This window comes from Bombella sp. ESL0378 (assembly GCF_009725845.1).
GTDB lineage: Bacteria > Pseudomonadota > Alphaproteobacteria > Acetobacterales > Acetobacteraceae > Bombella > Bombella pollinis.
In genome coordinates, this window is the sequence record NZ_WNIF01000010.1 from 123,979 (window position 1) to 141,665 (window position 17,687).

At 53.6% G+C, this 17,687-nt stretch carries 18 protein-coding genes and 1 tRNA gene; 10 read left to right on the forward strand and 9 right to left on the reverse strand.

The window, feature by feature from the left end; genetic code table 11:
* The first annotated feature begins 151 nt into the window (after positions 1–151).
* Entirely contained in the window at positions 152–1,114 is a 963-nt protein-coding gene (locus tag GM556_RS07930; protein WP_155579761.1) for a bile acid:sodium symporter family protein, read from the forward strand.
* Between the two features lie 8 nt (positions 1,115–1,122).
* The gene (locus GM556_RS07935; protein ID WP_155579762.1) at positions 1,123–1,668 is read left to right on the forward strand and encodes a hypothetical protein; all 546 of its coding nucleotides are present in this window, start codon (positions 1,123–1,125) and stop codon (positions 1,666–1,668) included.
* Positions 1,669–1,671: 3 nt separating this feature from the next.
* Here the strand turns inward: GM556_RS07935 and htpG are convergent, their stop codons facing one another.
* From htpG to GM556_RS07960, 5 genes are all read right to left on the reverse strand, one after another.
* Entirely contained in the window at positions 1,672–3,546 is a 1,875-nt protein-coding gene (gene htpG, locus GM556_RS07940; protein WP_155572530.1) for a molecular chaperone HtpG, read from the reverse strand.
* A gap of 170 nt (positions 3,547–3,716) precedes the next feature.
* Positions 3,717–4,514 carry an SDR family NAD(P)-dependent oxidoreductase gene (locus GM556_RS07945; RefSeq protein WP_180794207.1) on the reverse strand — a complete coding sequence of 266 codons (798 nt, stop codon included), beginning with the start codon at positions 4,512–4,514 and terminating at the stop codon, positions 3,717–3,719.
* Positions 4,515–4,565: 51 nt separating this feature from the next.
* Positions 4,566–5,486: a copper resistance protein B gene (locus GM556_RS07950; protein ID WP_155579763.1), complete on the reverse strand. Its 921-nt coding sequence runs from the start codon at positions 5,484–5,486 to the stop codon at positions 4,566–4,568.
* Complete coding sequence (locus GM556_RS07955; protein WP_155579764.1) at positions 5,483–7,198, reverse strand: copper resistance system multicopper oxidase; 1,716 nt, start codon at positions 7,196–7,198, stop codon at positions 5,483–5,485. The genes GM556_RS07950 and GM556_RS07955 overlap by 4 nt, the downstream gene beginning before the upstream one ends.
* Before the next feature lie 65 nt (positions 7,199–7,263).
* Complete coding sequence (locus tag GM556_RS07960) at positions 7,264–7,626, reverse strand: hypothetical protein (RefSeq protein WP_155579765.1); 363 nt, start codon at positions 7,624–7,626, stop codon at positions 7,264–7,266.
* Between the two features lie 101 nt (positions 7,627–7,727).
* Here GM556_RS07960 and GM556_RS07965 point away from each other — a divergent pair, with 101 nt between their 5' ends.
* Positions 7,728–7,937, forward strand: coding sequence for a heavy-metal-associated domain-containing protein (locus GM556_RS07965; RefSeq protein ID WP_155579766.1), 210 nt, complete (start codon positions 7,728–7,730; stop codon positions 7,935–7,937).
* A gap of 72 nt (positions 7,938–8,009) precedes the next feature.
* The gene (locus GM556_RS07970) at positions 8,010–9,461 is read left to right on the forward strand and encodes an MATE family efflux transporter (RefSeq protein ID WP_230873355.1); all 1,452 of its coding nucleotides are present in this window, start codon (positions 8,010–8,012) and stop codon (positions 9,459–9,461) included.
* Here GM556_RS07970 and GM556_RS07975 read toward each other — a convergent pair.
* The gene (locus tag GM556_RS07975) at positions 9,458–11,431 is read right to left on the reverse strand and encodes a prolyl oligopeptidase family serine peptidase (RefSeq protein ID WP_155579767.1); all 1,974 of its coding nucleotides are present in this window, start codon (positions 11,429–11,431) and stop codon (positions 9,458–9,460) included. The two genes, GM556_RS07970 and GM556_RS07975, sit on opposite strands and share 4 nt — an antisense overlap.
* 35 nt (positions 11,432–11,466) lie before the next feature.
* On the opposite strand from GM556_RS07975, the gene GM556_RS07980 reads away from it, so the two are divergent.
* The 4 genes from GM556_RS07980 to GM556_RS07995 all read left to right on the forward strand — a co-directional run bounded on the left by GM556_RS07980 (position 11,467) and on the right by GM556_RS07995 (position 14,428).
* Positions 11,467–12,228: a DedA family protein gene (locus tag GM556_RS07980; RefSeq protein ID WP_370513614.1), complete on the forward strand. Its 762-nt coding sequence runs from the start codon at positions 11,467–11,469 to the stop codon at positions 12,226–12,228.
* Positions 12,225–12,650: a DUF805 domain-containing protein gene (locus GM556_RS07985; protein ID WP_155579768.1), complete on the forward strand. Its 426-nt coding sequence runs from the start codon at positions 12,225–12,227 to the stop codon at positions 12,648–12,650. Before GM556_RS07980 ends, GM556_RS07985 begins: the two co-directional genes overlap by 4 nt.
* Positions 12,651–12,685: 35 nt before the next feature.
* Complete coding sequence (locus GM556_RS07990; protein WP_155579769.1) at positions 12,686–13,843, forward strand: FRG domain-containing protein; 1,158 nt, start codon at positions 12,686–12,688, stop codon at positions 13,841–13,843.
* 123 nt (positions 13,844–13,966) lie between these two features.
* Positions 13,967–14,428: a DUF805 domain-containing protein gene (locus GM556_RS07995; protein WP_155579818.1), complete on the forward strand. Its 462-nt coding sequence runs from the start codon at positions 13,967–13,969 to the stop codon at positions 14,426–14,428.
* Positions 14,429–14,461: 33 nt separating this feature from the next.
* Here GM556_RS07995 and hemJ read toward each other — a convergent pair whose 3' ends face one another.
* Genes hemJ through hemE form a run of 3 tightly spaced genes read right to left on the reverse strand, consistent with a single transcriptional unit; the run spans position 14,462 to position 16,693 of the window.
* The gene (gene hemJ, locus GM556_RS08000; protein WP_155579770.1) at positions 14,462–14,908 is read right to left on the reverse strand and encodes a protoporphyrinogen oxidase HemJ; all 447 of its coding nucleotides are present in this window, start codon (positions 14,906–14,908) and stop codon (positions 14,462–14,464) included.
* Between the two features lie 18 nt (positions 14,909–14,926).
* The gene (locus tag GM556_RS08005) at positions 14,927–15,625 is read right to left on the reverse strand and encodes an HAD family phosphatase (protein ID WP_155579771.1); all 699 of its coding nucleotides are present in this window, start codon (positions 15,623–15,625) and stop codon (positions 14,927–14,929) included.
* Between the two features lie 3 nt (positions 15,626–15,628).
* Positions 15,629–16,693, reverse strand: coding sequence for a uroporphyrinogen decarboxylase (hemE, locus tag GM556_RS08010; RefSeq protein WP_155579772.1), 1,065 nt, complete (start codon positions 16,691–16,693; stop codon positions 15,629–15,631).
* Positions 16,694–16,846: 153 nt separating this feature from the next.
* Here hemE and GM556_RS08015 point away from each other — a divergent pair, with 153 nt between their 5' ends.
* Positions 16,847–17,437 carry a nucleoside triphosphate pyrophosphatase gene (locus GM556_RS08015; protein ID WP_155579773.1) on the forward strand — a complete coding sequence of 197 codons (591 nt, stop codon included), beginning with the start codon at positions 16,847–16,849 and terminating at the stop codon, positions 17,435–17,437.
* Between the two features lie 104 nt (positions 17,438–17,541).
* A tRNA-Ala gene (locus tag GM556_RS08020) sits at positions 17,542–17,617 on the forward strand.
* Positions 17,618–17,687 lie beyond the last annotated feature (70 nt).

The window sequence follows — 17,687 nt, forward strand, 5'->3', positions numbered from 1 at the left end:
GCCCCTTCTTGCAAGTTGTTTACGCATCCCTGTGGATGAATCTTTAGACAGATGGTCTCCCCTTTTTGCTCTACACATTGGCAGCGCGGCTAATCTGCTCTACCGTCTTTCTCACCGCAATTCGCCTCGTTGCTTTGCAGGAGCCAGCCTTATGAGACGTCCCGACCCTTTTTTAATGAGCCTCATCGCCGCTGTCCTGTTAGCCTCCTTTCTCCCCTGCCCTCCCACATGGCAACCTTGGCTCTCCCGCTTAACATCACTGCTTGTTATTTTGATGTTCTTCTTCCAGGGAGCAAAGCTGCAACGCTCTGCTTTAGTTGAGAGTATCCGTAATTGGAGGTTACAAGGCAGCACGCTCCTCGTGAGCTTTGCGCTGTTCCCCCTCCTTGGTGTGGGGCTTTATGCGCTCTGCCATCTACTCTCCCCCACGGGATTTTTAGGCCCTGACCTCTGGATAGGGGTCCTCTTTTTATGCTGCTTACCTTCGACTGTACAATCCTCCATTGCCCTTACCTCTATTGCGCGCGGTAATGTCCCTGCCGCTATTTGTGCTGCGACTGTCTCCAATATCTTGGGGATTCTTTTCACACCGTTATTAACGAGCCTCCTCCTCCATCGCAGCCATGGCGGCTCTGGCATGCAGACTGTCCTTAATGTCGCCCAAGAGCTTCTTCTGCCCTTTATTGCAGGGCAGATTCTACAACCATGGGTTGGTCCCATCGTACGCCACCATAAGATTCTTCTCTCTTTTTCAGATAGAGGCTCCATCATCGTGATGGTCTATGCGGCGTTTAGTGTTGCCGTGCTGCAAGGCTTGTGGCATCGCGTCCCGCTCCTCACCTTATTGGGGGTTGGGCTGGTCGATACACTCCTCCTCGCCCTTACCCTTACCCTTACCTTCCTCTTAGGCCACGGTATGAAGCAATCCATTGAGGATAATATCGCCCTGCAATTTTGCGGGTCTAAAAAATCGCTCGCCTCAGGGGTGCCGATGGCGAATGTTATTTTCCCTAGCGGGGCAGGTATTGTTGTCCTGCCTTTGATGATTTTTCATCAAATACAATTATTTGTCTGTACTGTTCTCGCCCGCCATTACGCTAACCGCCCCCAATAGAGGTCACAGTGCCGCGCTCTTTTGCTAAATCCTCCCCCATTGCTGCTCTTTATATAGAACGTCTCCATGAGCATCTCAGCCTGACATCTATTGTACGGGAATACTTGCTCGAATTACTAAGCCGCCCCGCTGCCCCACCGACCTTGCAACATTGGATCACCACCATTTTGGAGCAAAATAAGGAGCAAGAACGGCAAATCAGCCATCGCCTCCGCCAACATGGGGAGAAACCACGCAACGAGTCCGATACATTATCGGGTCTGCTTGATACGGTGGTGACCTGCTTCCCCACAGGGGAACAGGCAACGCATCTATTAGGGGTCATGCTTGATATTGCAGGCTATCTCGCCCGCCTAAGAACATCCCTCGCCCTGCTCTTACTCTTAGCTGAGAGCTCTCCTTGGCCGAGGATGCGGCCATCCTCACACAACTCCGCCATAACAGCCAGAACGCTTCCCGCAGCCTCAAAGAGGTTCTGCCTGCCCTTTTGGATGAACCATAAAGAAAAGGCACGCCCTAAAAGACGTGCCTTTCTCCGTATCATACGGCCTTAATCGTTAGGCCGTCACAGTCCCAGCGAGCAGGCCTGCGAGTGTACGGGCGAAGCCACTGGGGTCGGGGAGGGCCTCACCTTCCTGCACACGAGCGAGGTCCAGCAGAATACGGGCATGTTCTGCAACGCTCTCGCCCTTCTCCGCACGCTCTGCCAGAGCGCGAATGAGAGGATGACGGGGGTTAATCTCCAAGACCGGGGGCAGAGCGGGCATTTCCTGCCCAGAGCGACGCATAAGGCGTTGCATGGCTAAATCCGGCCCGCCTTCGCTGGCCAATACCACCGCACTCCCTGTCAGGCGTACAGTGCTGCGTACCTCCTTCACAGCCTCACCAAGAGCATCCTTCAGAGCGGGGGTTAGTTTTTCAACATTAGCTGCATCCCCTTGCTCCTCCGCCTCTAAAGCGAACTTCTCCAACTCACCATGAGCCTGCGCGACAGAGCGGAAGGTCTTGTCTTTGTAAGAATGGAGGCGGTCTGGCCAGAAGCTATCCACAGCATCAGAGAGCAACAGCACCTCCAACCCACGAGCACGGAAGCCCTCTAGCTGGGCGGAGGCCTTGAGAGCATTCAGATTATCCCCAACGAGATAATAGATGGTCTCCTGCTCTGGCTTCATCCGGCTGATATAATCATCCAGCGTTGTCAGTTCATCATCATGAGTGGAATGGAAGCGAGCAAACTCCGCAATCTCCTGCCGATGTTCGGAATCCTCCCATAGCCCTTCCTTAATCACGAGGCCAAAATTATTCCAAAAGCCAGTAAAGGCCTCACCACCTTCCTGCGCGCGTTTTTTAACCTCGCTGATAACACGTTTGGTCACCGCCTTGCGGATGCGTGCCAATACAGGGGTGGATTGCAACATCTCACGCGAGACATTCAAGGGGAGGTCATCCGTATCAACCACACCTTGGACAAAGCGCAGCCAGTTCGGCACCAAATTGGCCTCATCCGTGATGAACATACGCCTTACATGCAGGTGAATCCGGCTCTCCCGGCTGCTCTGCTCCATAAAATCGAACGGGCGCGCACCGGGGAGGAACAACAGAGAAGCAAACTCCACCGTGCCTTCGGCCTTCCAATGCAGGGTCGCATAAGGCTCATCAAAAGCGCGGGCTGTATGGCGATAGAACTCGGTATAATCCTCAGATGTAATCTCGGATTTTGGACGCAACCAAAGGGCCTTGCCCTCATTGATGGTTTCTTCCTTCTCCTTACCATCCTCATCCGGCTCATGCAGCACGACTGGCCATGCGATATGGTCAGCCCATTTACGGATAATGCTGCGCAAACGCCACGGGTCTAAAAACTCCTCCGCATCATCTTTAATATGGAGGGTAATATCTGTCCCCGCATGCGCGCGCTCAGCAGGGCCAAGGCTGTAAGAGCCTTTACCTTCCGACACCCAGCGGGCAGCCACATCCTCCCCCGCCCGGCGAGAAATCACATCCACCTTATCAGCCACCATAAAGGCCGAATAGAATCCCACGCCAAACTGACCAATCAGATTAGGGCGGTCCTCCGGCTTGGCGTTGCTCAGCTTCTCCCCAAACGCTTTGGTGCCAGAGCGGGCAATCGTCCCCAGATTTTGGGTCAACTCCTCCGGGCTCATCCCCAACCCGTCATCAGAGAGCGTGATGGTTTTGGCCTTTTTATCCGCCTTGATATGGATAGACGGGGCCTCTGGCAGGGATAATGCAGGGCTCGTTAAAGCCTCAAAGCGGCGTTTATCCATCGCATCAGCCGCATTCGCCACAAGCTCACGCAGGAAGATTTCCCGGTCGGAATATAAAGAATGAACAACCAAATCAAGCAGCTGCCCGACCTCAGCACTAAAGCTATGCTGCTTCATCTCCGCTGCATTTTTGCCATCACTCATGATGCGTTGCACTCCTCCAAAATGGCAGACTCCAAACAGGCTTCATCTTCGGCGGCCGCCTGCTCTACCGCAAAAAGATGGAGCAGATATGGGAGAGGCCTCCCCCGCTTTCAAGCATTCTTGGCAGCGTGAGAGGCCTCCAGCCTCATTATGGGGGCAGACCAACCGCCTTAGACGAGGCCGAGAGATGTCCCCTCATCCACCACAATGGCCGAGCCATGCATCGCCACAGCCCCGGGGCCAGCAAGGAACAGCACAACCGCCGCAATATCCTCAGGGGTGGAGAAAGTCCGCTTGCTGGGGTTGGCCTCTGCCACAGCCTGCAACGCCTCTGCCTTTGTGGGGTCGTTTATCAACGCATCATGCATGGAGGTCTTAACCCGGCCCGGCTCAACGGCATTAATGTTAATACCTAGCGGCCCAAGCTCTAAAGCAAGGCTACGCACAAGGGCGGTAGCCGCGGCCTTACTGGCAGCATAAGCGGCATAACCGGCAAAGCTGTAAAAGCCACAAATGGAGGAAATCGCCACAATCTTCCCCCCATGAACATGGCCTTTCTTACGCCGAATATAAGGGAGGGAGGCCTGCACAACATGCCACATGCCGCTGACATTAATGCTCATCATTTTATCAAAGGCTTCAGGTGTTTCATCCGTAATGGGTGTCTCAAAAAACACCCCGGCGGAATGAACCACGACATCCAACGTCCCTACCTTTGCGGCAATCTCTGCCAATAGGGCTTTTACCGCTGGGAAGTCCGTAATATTCACCCCATGAGCGCAGACGCGCACATCATGCCCAGCGGCTTTACCTGCGGCCTCAACAGCTTGTACGGCCTTTGTGTAATCACGCTCCGGGCTGCTGCCTATCAGGATGAGATGGTCTCCCTCCTTCGCAAAGGCCTGTGCGATGGCAAGCCCAATGCCGGACGTACCCCCTGTGACTAATACATGTCTCGCATCTGCCATCTTCATACTCCCTTTCCGAACGTGACAACCATGATACAACCTTCCCTACCTTTAGAACCAACTCCGAATCCCGAATGTAAAGCGCGCCTCGCTCGCTTTATCCCCACGGCGGCGGGCCATATGCCGCCCTTGGGTCAGGGGGGAATCATACGTCACGGCCACATAAGGGGCCATTTTGCGCCATAACTCATAGCGCAGACGCAACCCGGTATCGATATCCGCAAGGCCAGAGCCAATCCGCCGTTGTTTATCCGCTCGGCTATACAAATTTAACTCCACCTGCGGTTGAAGAATGAGACGATTGGTAAGAAGAATATCATAAGAGCCTTCAAACCGCCCAGCCACGCCTCGGTCACTAAAATACCCTGTCGCTTGGACCTCAAACTGATACAAGGCCAGCCCCTCTATCCCAACAGCTCCCCACGCACGTGTTGGGCCGCTATCAAGGTCTAACCTTACGCCACCTTGAAGGTTGAAATAGGTGGAAATCGCCCGGCTATAAAGAAGCTCTTGGTCGCCATCGCGCACCCGCCCTTTCGTCATAGTGCCCTCTGTTTTAAGCCAGAGGCGGTTATAATCACCACCATACCAAGCCTCACCATCCCACCGCAAAGATGACCGCCCACCCGCTTGATAGCGGCCTTCAAACTCATCCAACACACCATGAAACCACCGCCCTTGATCCATCCCCTGTAGATGATGGCCAATATCCACCACCGGCTCACCAGGCGCATCTACCGCTTTATGCACAAGGCGCGGCGTCTTTTTTACAGGCGCAAGCGGAGCGGCTTGCGTCTTATCCTGCTGAGGCCCCTGTTGAGGCAGTGCTTTTGGGTTCGGCTTCTTAGCGGGCATGGTCGTATCCGCCATATCCATGCCAGACATATCCATATCCCCCATATCTTCAGCATGAAGCGGCGTGACAGCGAGGCCCACCACAAGAGCAGCCCCTATCATTGTGATGTGTTTCATGACACCACCACCTCACGGAACATCCCCGTTTGCATGTGATACATAAGATGGCAATGATACGCCCAAACCCCACGAATATCCGCCGTTACAAGCACACTCATGCGGGAGCCGGGTTGGGAAATAACCGTATGTTTGAGCGGGCGATGCTGGTCATCCGCCCCTGTCTCCAACTCGCTCCACAGACCATGAAGATGAAGCGGATGTTCCATCATCGTATCATTAATGATGGTAAAGCGAACACGCTCCCCATAAGCGAGGTGAATCGGCCCGGATTCGGAATATTTCCGCCCGTTAAAGCCCCATATATACCGCTCCATATTGCCTGTCAGATGTAAGATAATCTCGCGTGAGGGCGGGCGTTGGTCCGGCGGAGGACGCAGGGCGATGAGGTCGCTATAAGCAAGGACGCGGCGGCCCAGCCCTTCCAACCCATCACCGGGGCTTGTGACGCGCTCTATCGGGTGAGCTGCAACATTTTGATTCTCCACATTCACAGGGGGCGGGCCGGGGTCATCAATCTCATCAGCCGGGGCGCGGGCAATGGTGGGGGGCATCGCCATCTTCGCGGCCCCGTTTTTCATAGGCATGGCCATGCCCATATCCACCATACCCCGCACAGGCCTGGGGTCCATCGCAGGGAGCGAGCCTAAAAGCCCCTCATGCGGTGTTAATGTCCCACGCGCATAGCCAGTACGATCCTCACTTTGGGCAAAGATTGTATAGGGCTTACCCTCTTGTGGGGTGAGTAGCACCGCATATGTCTCACCCGGCCCAATGCGGAACTCATCAAGATTAACCGGAACAACCGGATTCCCATCGGCCTCCACCAGCTGCATGGTAAGGCCGGGGATGCGGACATCAAATAACGTCATCGCCGCAGCGTTAATCACCCGTAAGCAGATGCGCTCACCGGGGGTGAATAACCCACTCCACCCCTCCTGCGCGGGCTTGCCATTCATTAAATAACGATACAACACACCACTTACATCGGAGATGTCAGTCGCGCTCATCCGCATATGCGACCATTGCAAGCGGCTCTTTAACGCAGCCCCTAATCCCCCAGCAGCACGGCTCTCCTGCGGCAGGGAAGCTATACTCCGTTGGCGGAAATTATAATAATCATCCTGCATCTTCAGATTAGCAACAATCTGCGCGGCTGAAACATCAGACCAATCAGAGAGGAGAATTGTATAATCACGCTCCGCTTTAGGCAGGAGAGAAGCCCCCGCAGGCTCGATAATCAATGCCCCGTAAAGCCCTGCGGATTCCTGATGGCCCATATGGCTATGGTACCAATATGTCCCACTCTGCTGAACAGGAAAGCGATATGTATAACGCCCCCGCGGTGGAATCCCAGCAAAGCTTAGCCCCGGCACACCATCTTGCGCACTCGGCAGACGGACCCCATGCCAGTGCAGAGCAGTCGGCTCATCCATATGATTATAAACATGGATGACCACCTCCCGCCCTTCTTGCCAACGCAAAAGCGGGCCGGGCATGTGCCCATTCACGCAATAACCCACACCTTGCTGCCCTGCGATATGCATCGTCCGGCGCGTAATGTGAAGCTCAAACTCCAAAGGTGGTAGCAAAGGCGCAGCTGAAGCGGCTTGCCGCTCCTTTGCCCGCGCAACTAATGGCGTGACTAGGCCCGACCCAGCCGCACCCAACCCCGCCAAAAACTGACGGCGTGGCACATGGTAAGATGACATTATATATTACCTAAAAAGACACATCATGAACGGCTAAGCCTTCCCAGCTTCGCCATAAAACGCAGTCAAACAGGTAATAAAGCCGGAGGACGCCACGGCGCGGCCAATAATGAACGCGCTTTGATACAATCCTGATAAACAAGCAGCCTTGTGCCACTAAAGGACATAGGATGAAGCCCCTGGCCAGCAGGCCATAAGCCTGCATCACACACGCTATGATGACCCTGACAACAGGCAGGCATAGCCCCTGTCTCCCGCCCTTCATGAGCTAAGACAGGCCCCGCCCTCATCACCGCTGCGCTCTCCACCCTCATCATAGGCGGCTCCATCCCATCGGCCATTGCAGAGGGCGTGATAAAAGCTGGCAGCTGCATCAGCAGACACAGCACCACCCCCATCATCACCCGCCAAAATGACCACATAGGCATGAGACGCCTTTTCTCCTTTTACAGACGACACCAGATTAGAAAGGTTCTTCCTTTTTGGAAAGACATTCCCTTAATCGCACTCTAACAAAGGACCATCCCTCATGACGACTCCTCTAACCATCTCCGTTGCTGGCATGACATGCGAAGGCTGCGTGCGTGCGCTCACCCGCGTGTTAGAGGCCTCCCCCGCCATCAAACAAGCAACTGTCACGCTAGAGCCGCCACAAGCGCGTATTCTCTTTCAGGCTGCCCCACTCCCACAGGCAGAGATTAATGCCCTCATCCGGCAAGCTGGTTTTGAGCCCGCCTAACACAACATGCAATAACGTGGCGTATAATTCAGCACTGGCCCTTCTTCTATAAACAAGGCACAATAGGCCACAATGCCGCATCATGCCCGCCATGCCCCGTCTGCCCCCTCTCCTTCCCCCGTGAAGGACCGCTCGCCCTGCGCAAAAGCGCAGCATCAACGGCGGCACGCTCGATTTGTCCATGGCAATATTATGCGCCATGTCATCACCATGGCCGGGACGGGGGCTATTGGGCTGATGGCCGTCTTTTTTGTCGATCTGCTCAATTTCTTCTATATTTCACATCTGCATGACCCCACCCTCACCGCCGCTATTGCCTTTGCGACCTCACTTGGTTTTGTCCAAGTCGCTGTCTCGCTCGGTATGTCCATCGGCCTTGGGGCCAATACGGGGCGGCTCATTGGGGCATGCCGCCATTTCCGTGCGCGGCGTCACGCCTCGGCCTTTCTCGTCCTCATGCTGGTTGTTACGACCGCCCTAGGGGTCACAACGGCGTTACTCGCTCACCCCCTCCTCGTCCTCCTGGGGGCCCGTGGGGAGGCCCTAAAACACGCCTCCCACTTCATGTATATCACCTCCCCTGCTTTACCCCTCGTCTGCTTAGGGATGGCTCTATCCTCCCTTCTCCGCGCTGTTGGGGATGCAGGGCGGGCAATGCGCGTTACCCTCACAGGGGCCGCTTGTACGGTGATTATCGACCCCATCTTAATCTTCGGCTTCCATTTAGGCTTAGAAGGGGCAGCTATTAGCACCGTCCTCTCCCGTTGTGTGATTTCACTAAGCGGGTTCCTTAATCTCCGCGGGCATGACATGCTCGAACGCCCCCGCCTAAAAATTATCCCCCATGCTAGCCGCGATATTGGCAGCATCGCCCTGCCCGCTATCGGCACGAATATGGCAACACCCATCGGCAATCTTATCGTCACCCATGCGATGTCCCGCTTTGGGTTGGAGGCTGTCTCTGGCCAAGCGGTGGTGGACCGCATGGTCCCTGTCGCCTTTGCCTTTGTCTTTGCCCTTACAGGCTCAGTTGGCCCCATCATGGCGCAAAATCTGGGAGCATGCCTGCCTCAGCGCGTCCAAGAGACCTTCCTTGCCGCCCTCAAACTCACCGCCCTCTGCGTAGGGTTGGATTGGCTCTTCTTCGCGCTGGGAGAGCCGCTTATTCTCCATCTCTTCCACGTCCAAGGTGATGCAGTCGGGCTTGTAAAGCTTTTCTGCCATTGGGCCGTGGCGAGCTATATGTTTGTCGGGCTGCTTTTTGTCTCTAACACCGCCTTTAATAATCTAGGCCACCCGCTTTATTCGACCATGTTTAATTGGGCGCGTGCCACAATTGGAACCATTCCCTTTGTCGCGATAGGCGTCCATTACGGCCCGCGGGGGGTCATGGTCGGCCAAGCCCTTGGCGTAACACTCATCGGCTCTTGCGCGCTCATCACGGCATTAACAGTGATTCGCCGTCTCCCCCAACGCCCCCAGCGACCAACACGCAAGAGCCATACAAAACGCAAAGCCCATTAGGCCGCTGCTTGCGCAAAAACATCCCGGTAGAACGCCAATTCTCGCTCCAAAGACTCCGCTATAACCTCTGCCGAGCGAAAGCCATGCCCCTCCCCTTGGTAAATATGCAGCGATGAGGCAGAAAGCTGGCTCTGCAACGCCTCTGCTTGAGAGAGCGGTACGACGCGGTCCGCATCCCCATGGAGGAACAACACCGGCGCGGTGATAGCCGCCGGCCATGAAAGGGGCGAACGCGCCCGATAAACCGCCTCGCCCTCTGGCCAAGGGGCGATTAATCCATCTAAATAACAGGCCTCAAAACGGTGCGTCTCTGCCACTAAGCCGCGCAAATCCGTCACGCCATAAAGCGATGTCCCTGCTACAAAAAGAGATGAATGCGCAAGGGCGGAAAGGACCGTTAGCCCCCCTGCACTACTCCCCCGAATGACACAGCGTTGCGGGTCCACCCAGCCTTTATCCACCACCCCTTGCACCGCGCGACAACAATCTTGCACATCCAGCACGCCCCAGCGGCCATCTAAAGCCGCACGATAAGCGCGCCCAAACCCTGTAGAGCCACGATAATTTACATCCAGCACGGCAAAGCCACGGCATGTCCACCATTGCACCTTAAAGGAGAGGTCCGTCCGTGCTTGCCCTGTTGGCCCGCCATGGACAATCACCACCAGCGGGGGCTTACCCTGTACCGCCTCACAATGTGGCCCTTGGGCAGGGCGGTAAAATTGTGCATAAAGCGGCCCCGGCCCTTCCTCTACAGGGAAGCTCACCGTCTCTGGCAGGGCAATATCAGCCGGGGTTACACCATCAGGCAACGCCCAGGCCTGCCGCACACATATGCGCCCCTCTATCTCACTCTCTAAAGAGCCCATCATCACACAAGGCGGGGCATCTGGAGGGCTATTTAGCCACGCAAAATCTCTCCCCCCCTCCACAGGCACGGGCACATCATCGGGGACAGCCCCTATCAGCACATCCTTCCAGCCTGTTTGCGGGTGATAAAGCAACGTCACAGGCACACCATGACGCACCCCACGCGCTAATAATTGCCCCTCCGGCAACGCAGCGCAACATGATTGCCCAAACACCCATGCTGGCAAGCCTATCTCTGCCGGGGCGGGGGGTAAGGGCTGAGGTTGCCAGGTCACCTCCTCCCCTGCAGCGTCAGCTTTGGCCTCAAAGGCAATGGGCGTCCAATGCCGGTTATAATCCGCGGCTGCATGCTCTGGCACCCCATCAGAAAGCGCATAAAGCCGCTCCCCCGCCCAAAACGGGCCCATCACGCTACAGGCCTGCCCCGCCCCACCGGCGAGGCACATTGTCCCTTGCGCGCCAGTGAGGTCCTGCACATATAGTCCGGTTTCCGTCCACGGCATATGAGGGTTCTGCCACGCGATGAAAGCTAAAAACCGCCCATCTGGCGATAAACGCGGGGCCATGTAAAAATCCGCCCCGCTTTGCAGGGAACACACCACCCCAGAGGGCATAACCTCCACAAGTTCAGCATGAATCACCCCATCAGGATGTTCCGCCTCCCGCACACAGACCAACCGCTCCCCTTGGAAGGCTAGGTCCGCATAAGAATAAGCAATGCCTCCCTCACCATAAGCCGCACCACATACGGGCTGCGCCTCTCCCCCTTGCACGCTGCGCCATAACCCGCCTCGCTTCCTATCGCTAAACACCACATGAATCGCCGCGCCATCATACATAGCGGCCCACGCGCCCCCGCCATAAACATGCATCTCCGTCCCCGGCTGGGCGTCTGGTGGGGTGAGGTCATGCAGGCTGCCATCTGGCGCACGCCCGACAATCACGCTACGCCCTTGCTCATCAGGCCGGCTCTCTTGCCATAAGACCCAGCCTTCTACAGCACGAATCTCGGCAAAATTGCGGGTTTTACGCGTCATCAATGCTGGGGTTACCCATGGATGCACCACGCTAGATGAGCCTGAAGAACGCCGCGCTGTCATAATATCTCTCCTGCATAAAACGCTCTTGCCTTGCTGTGAGCTCCCCCCTTATCGTGCTACCACAAAGCAAACGCACATCCCTCTTACAGGAAGCCCTTGCCCTGATACAGCATCTCTCCTCCTTTCTAGAACATCTGCCCCCCCTTTATGCGTATCTAGCACTCGGTGGCATTATTTTGCTGGAAAGCACGGGCGTCCCCCTCCCGGCGGAGAGCTTGCTCATCTTTGCGTCCCTTTATGCTTCCCATACCCATCACCTCACGCCGGAAAACCTCATCATCGCGGCCATTAGCGGGGCTGTTATCGGCGATAATATCGGCTATCTGATTGGCTATCAGCTCGGTTATCGCTTGATGGAAAAGCACGGCCATAAAGTCGGCCTGCATTATGACCGCATCGTCTTAGGCCGGTATCTCTTTCGCCGTTATGGGGGGATTGGTGTGTTGGTCGGGCGGTTTGTGGCCTTCCTGCGTATTCTCATTGCCCTTTTAGCAGGGGCCTCGCGCATGCCGTGGCATAGCTTTACCTTCTATAACGCATTGGGAGGCACCCTTTGGGGGTTGTGCTATGTCCTCATCCCCTATGAGCTTGGTAGCCAGATTGATAGCTTCACCGGCCCGGTTGGGCTTGGTTTTGCCGCCTTTATGCTGAGCCTACTTGTCGGCTCCTTCTTCCTTCTCCGCCATCATGAAAAGACCCTCATCCGCAGGGCTCTTATTAATGAAAAACGCCTCAAGGCCAAAAAATCACGCAAACGCCCGCAACGCCCTTCTTTGCGAAAGGAGTCCACAAAATGACAGTGCAATCCCTAGTTTCCCTCTTTAAGAGCAGCCTGAACCATTATTGCACATATCCACTGAATATCCGCAAACGGACAACACGTGCTGAATATTGGCCTTGCTTTATAGCAGGCCTCACATTACTTTGTACGTTATGTGTTTTATGTTTTATTTTCTCTCAGCTTTGTATCCGCTATGATAGCGGAATATGCTTTTTATTAGGGATTATCATTTATTTTGCCCTACTGACTAGCGAGGCTGTCATCACCATCCCCACCATCACCGCCCTCATCCGCCGCCTGCATGATACAGGCCGCTCCGGCTGGTGGCTGTGCATCAGCTTTACCATCATCGGCTATATCCCGTTAATCATCTTCCTCTGCCAAAAAAGCCAACCAACCGCTAATCGCTACGGCCCCGTCCCAAAGCAGCGGAAGTAAAGCACCTTACCGATTATAATGTTACGGAATAACTTATGTCACATACAGACCAACCAGAAGATGTCTCCAATAACCCAACCGAAGTAGCAGAATATTGGATACAAAAGCTTCTCGATAACGCTGATAAAGCCCCAGAAGATATTCATCTCTCTGATTTCGTGAAGGTATTGGAAAAATTACAGCCCCATCAATCACCGGGAGCCTCCCTCTTTTTCCGTGGCCAAGCTAATACAGAATGGTCTCCACTCCCCGGTATTTTTAGAACTTACAAACTCGCAGCAAATGAGGATAACATCATCCATGAAGTCTTAGCCAACCAAGCGGATGAGTTTCGCTATGATAAAACAACCTTTGAAAAACTCGTCCGTATGCAGCATTTCGGCATCCCCACCCGATTGCTCGATATTACAAAAAATCCGCTCGTTGCCCTTTACTTTGCTGTAAACTCTAAACCTAAAGCAGATTGTGCGATTTTTGTATATTATGAAGAATATATTGAGGATGTTTCTAAATATATTAAGGACGAAAAGGGAGACATTATCCCTCAAAAAGCTATTAGCCTTATTAATAGAATCTCGTTTAAAAAAATGCTTGAAGATAAAGCATCCCTAAGAGAGATTGAAAAATCTTTTAATATCTTCGCTAAGAAGAATATAAAAACTCCGGAAAGCAATAGAACTACTATACATGCAAATGTATCCTTATTGAATTTTAATGAGAAAAGTTTCATGAATTTCCTTTTTGAAATTTATTGGAAGAAAATCTACGAAAAAGATCTTAAAATTAATAAAGAACTCTCTGATTTCATAGAAAAAGATGGAGTTAAATTTAATAAAATTTATCCCTTCTTATCCTTGTTGCAACATATTAGGCAAGATAAACTTTCTTTCGAACCGCATATAGATTTAGCAATTCTTGATGAACCTATTATTGTCATCCCACCCAATACCAATAAACGGCTCATTGCCCAACAAGGGGCCTTTATCTTATTTGGTCTTAAAGACCTAATAACTGACATTCCTCTTCATAAAACCATCCCATTAGGTATGAAACTTATAAAAATCATCATTCCCGCTAACGCAAAGGAGAATCTTCGTAGAGAACTCGATTTTATCGGGATTAACGACATGACCTTATTCCCCGACCTCGAAAATACAGCCCGCTACATTAAAGAGAAGTACGACCGCTCCTAAAATACGGCGGCCCCGTGCCGATAAATAGCCGTTGCATCACATTAACACGCCCTTTATGTTTCTGGGCCATTAAAGGGGAGAATCCCTCTCCCTTGCTCATTTTCGAGGATAATGATGACTAATATGGTCAAGAAAAGATCGTTCTTTTTACAAAGCCTGCATAATGTCTTTAGCAACTATGCTAAATTTACAGGCCGTGCAACACGTGGGGACTTCTGGTTTCTATGCCTCTTTACGTTCCTTCTTAAATTGTTTTGCGCTTCTATTATGATAATAATTGCACTTCATTTTTATGGAATATCTAAAATCATATCCATCACACAGTCGATAGATGCTAGATTAGGAGCTGATTTTATTATTACACTATCCCTCTATGCGTACTTTGTCTTTCTCTTCTATATTCTCCTCTTCTCCCTTACGCTTCCTATCGTTACTACAAGCGTAAGGCGGCTGCATGATGTAGGCCGATCTGGTTGGTGGTTGCTGCTGGCCCTTACGGTTATTGGGACCATTCCGCTCTTTATTTTCTTCTGCTTAAAAAGCCAACCCCACGATAATGACTACGGCCCGGCCCCGTTAGCCTAACAGCACAATAGGGGGAGGCTTCCCTTCCCCCTATTAAGGCCGCACCACAATCATAATCACAATCACAATCATCAAAATGGTGGGGACTTCATTAGCGATGCGGTAAAACCGCTCGCGATGGTGGTTGTGCCCTTCGGCAAAGCCGCGCCGCCATACCGCACAAGCCCCATGGAAAGCGAACATCCCAAAGAGGCAGACTATCTTCACCCACCACCATAAAGCCGACCAATCCACCACACCGGGGAGGGAGGCCATCAAAGCCCCGGTAAAAAACGTCACCACCATCGCAGGGGCCATAATCTGACGTTGCAGACGCCGTTCCATCAGGCAAAAGCGCACATATTCTTCAGAGTTCGGGGCCATTTGCGTGTGATAAACAAATAAACGCGGCAAATAAAACAGCCCTGCCATCCATGAGACAAACGCCATAATATGCAGTGCGACAAACCAGCTAAGATGTGTCAGTAAAAATAGCTGCATTACCACCCCTCCCCAACGTTATTGTTTTAGTTCTGGAGCCAAAGCTGGCTCTAAAAGGGGAAGAACCTCATCCAAATGCTCTACCCGCACAAACCCCTCCACTGGCCAAAAGGGCGGCAGCGGATGGCTGGCAGGGCGCAGTAAAATGCACGACATCCCCGCCCGGCGTGCGGCCTCGGCCCCAGTATCGCTGTCCTCAATCACCACGGTTTGCTCTGGCCTGACACCTTCCTCAGCCGCGCCATGGAGATAGACAGCCGGGTCCGGCTTGGGGGCCCCCATATCCGCTGCTGAATGAATCCGCTCCGGTGCGAGCAGGCGGTCCATCCCTGTATGGCCAAACTTAGCCTCCATCTCCATCACAGAGGAGTTAGAGCCGACACGCACAGGGATATGGCGTTTCTTTAACGCTTCTAAAAGCGTAATAGCCCCCGCTATGGGCTCAACCCCCTGCTTCATCAAGGCCACCAAATTCGCATGCATTGTGGCATGTGTATCAGGGGGGAGCGAATGGCCAAGCTCTGCCTCCATCTCCGCAATAACCTGCGGCAAGGCCTTCCCTGCAAAGCGCGCTATGCCCTCCTCATCCGAAATATCCAGCCCGACCGAGCGCGCAAAACGCGCCGTGCCACGGCAAGCAGGGGCTTCGCTATCAATCAGCACGCCATCACAATCGAAAATGACAAGCTTAATGCCCGCTCTTAAGGCGTCCTTCATATTTTAGACGCTCCTTATTGTCTCAACTAATGTAGCAACATGCTCTGGCGGTGTGGTTTTTATCACCCCATGGCCCAGATTAAACACATGTGGCCGCCCTTTTAGACTATCACGAATACGGCGCGCTTCTTCCTGCAACGCCTCACCACCATTCAGCAAAATCATAGGGTCGAGATTACCTTGTAAGGTCACACTTGGAGGGACCATCTCCGCCACTTTGGCCATATCGGCCACCGTGTCTAACGCTAAGGTGTTAATGCCCGTTTTCTCGGCATATTCCGCAACCATAACACCCCCAAGGCGAGGGAAACCAATCAACGGAACATCAGGGTAACGTGCGCGAATATGGGCAACAATCTGCTTTGTTGGCTCAATCACATAACGGCGGAAAGCCTCTGGTGGGAGAATCCCCGCCCATGAATCAAACAACATGACCGCTTCCGCCCCGGCCTCAATCTGCCCACAGAGCATCTCCGCCGTACTGCGGGTCAGCATCGCCATAAGCTTATCAAACAAAGCCGGGTTCTGCTGCATCATCGCCCGAATATGGGCAAAATCACGAGAGCTACCACCCTCCACCATATAACACGCCACCGTAAAGGGGCTGCCCGCAAAACCGAGCAAGGTTGTCTCTGCTGGCAACTCCACCCGCAAGCGGCGCAACGCCTCCCGCACAGGGGCTACAGCCTCCATCACGCGGCCTTCATCCAGCCGAGCGAGGTCAGCTTCATCACGGATGGGCGTCATGACGGGGCCGCGCCCTTCCTCAAAGCGGAGGTCCTGCCCCATCGCCCAAGGGAGGATAAGAATATCGGAGAATAAAATCGCCCCATCCATCCCATAACGGCGGATGGGTTGTATGGTCAGCTCGACAGCAATCTCCGGCGTCATACAGCGTGTGAGAAAATCCGCCTGCTCCCGCATCGCGCGGAACTCCGGCAAATATCGCCCCGCTTGGCGCATCAGCCATACAGGCGGGGGCCATACAGCCTCCCCCTTTAACGCGCGCAAAAGCGGTTTGTGGCGTATTGTCTGCGTCGCTAGGCTTCCGCTTTGCTGCTGCGTCATGCTGCTTATCCTGCTCTCATATCCTAATATGTTGCTTATCCTTGCCTTGGAGAGGCGGCAAGCGTCAACTCTGGAATAACCGGACTTTCCTTAAAGCAACGCTTATAAGGCTATGATATTATAGCCTCACATCCCCCAACCAAAGGTGCCTTCATGCTCATCCTTGCCAGTGGTTCCGCCATACGCCGCCAACTCCTCCAAGAGGCGGGCGTGCCTATAACCACACATCCCGTTGCGGTGGATGAGGACGCCCTACGTCAACACGCCGAACAGGAAGGGCTTTCCCTCCGCGAGACAGCCCTCATCCTCGCCCGTGCCAAAGCCCGCGCGGCAAGCTCTGCCTTCCCTCATCGCTACATCCTCGCAGCAGACCAGCTTTTAGACCTAGAGGGCACAGCCTTTGCCAAAGCCCGCACAATGGAGGAAGCTCGCTCCCATCTCCTCACCCTTCGGGGCAAAACCCACGCCCTCCATACCGCTTTAACCCTATGGAAGGACGGCCAAGAATCGTGGGCGCATAGCGAAAGCCCCCGCTTAACTATGCGGTCTTTCTCCCCCGCCTTTTTGGACGCCTACCTCCATAAAGAAGGCACCGCCTTATTAGCCTGTGTTGGCTGTTATCGGATTGAAGGAGTGGGGATTCAGCTCTTTCATCTCATTGAGGGAGGGCATGATGCCATTGCAGGCTTACCATTACTGCCCCTTCTCCATGCCCTGCGGGAGCGGAAGATTCTTCCCTCCTAACAATAATATTTTACGGAAAAAATAACTTTCCCTCTTGCCTTTTCTCCAATGAGGGGGGTATATCCCTCCCCACAGGCGCATTATGTGCGTTCTGATATAAATGTGGGGCCATAGCTCAGTTGGGAGAGCGCTTGAATGGCATTCAAGAGGTCGTCGGTTCGATCCCGATTGGCTCCACCATTTTCCTCTTAAAATAAGACGCTTCTCCGAAGCCTTACCGTGCTGCCATCCTATTGATGATCGGTTCGCC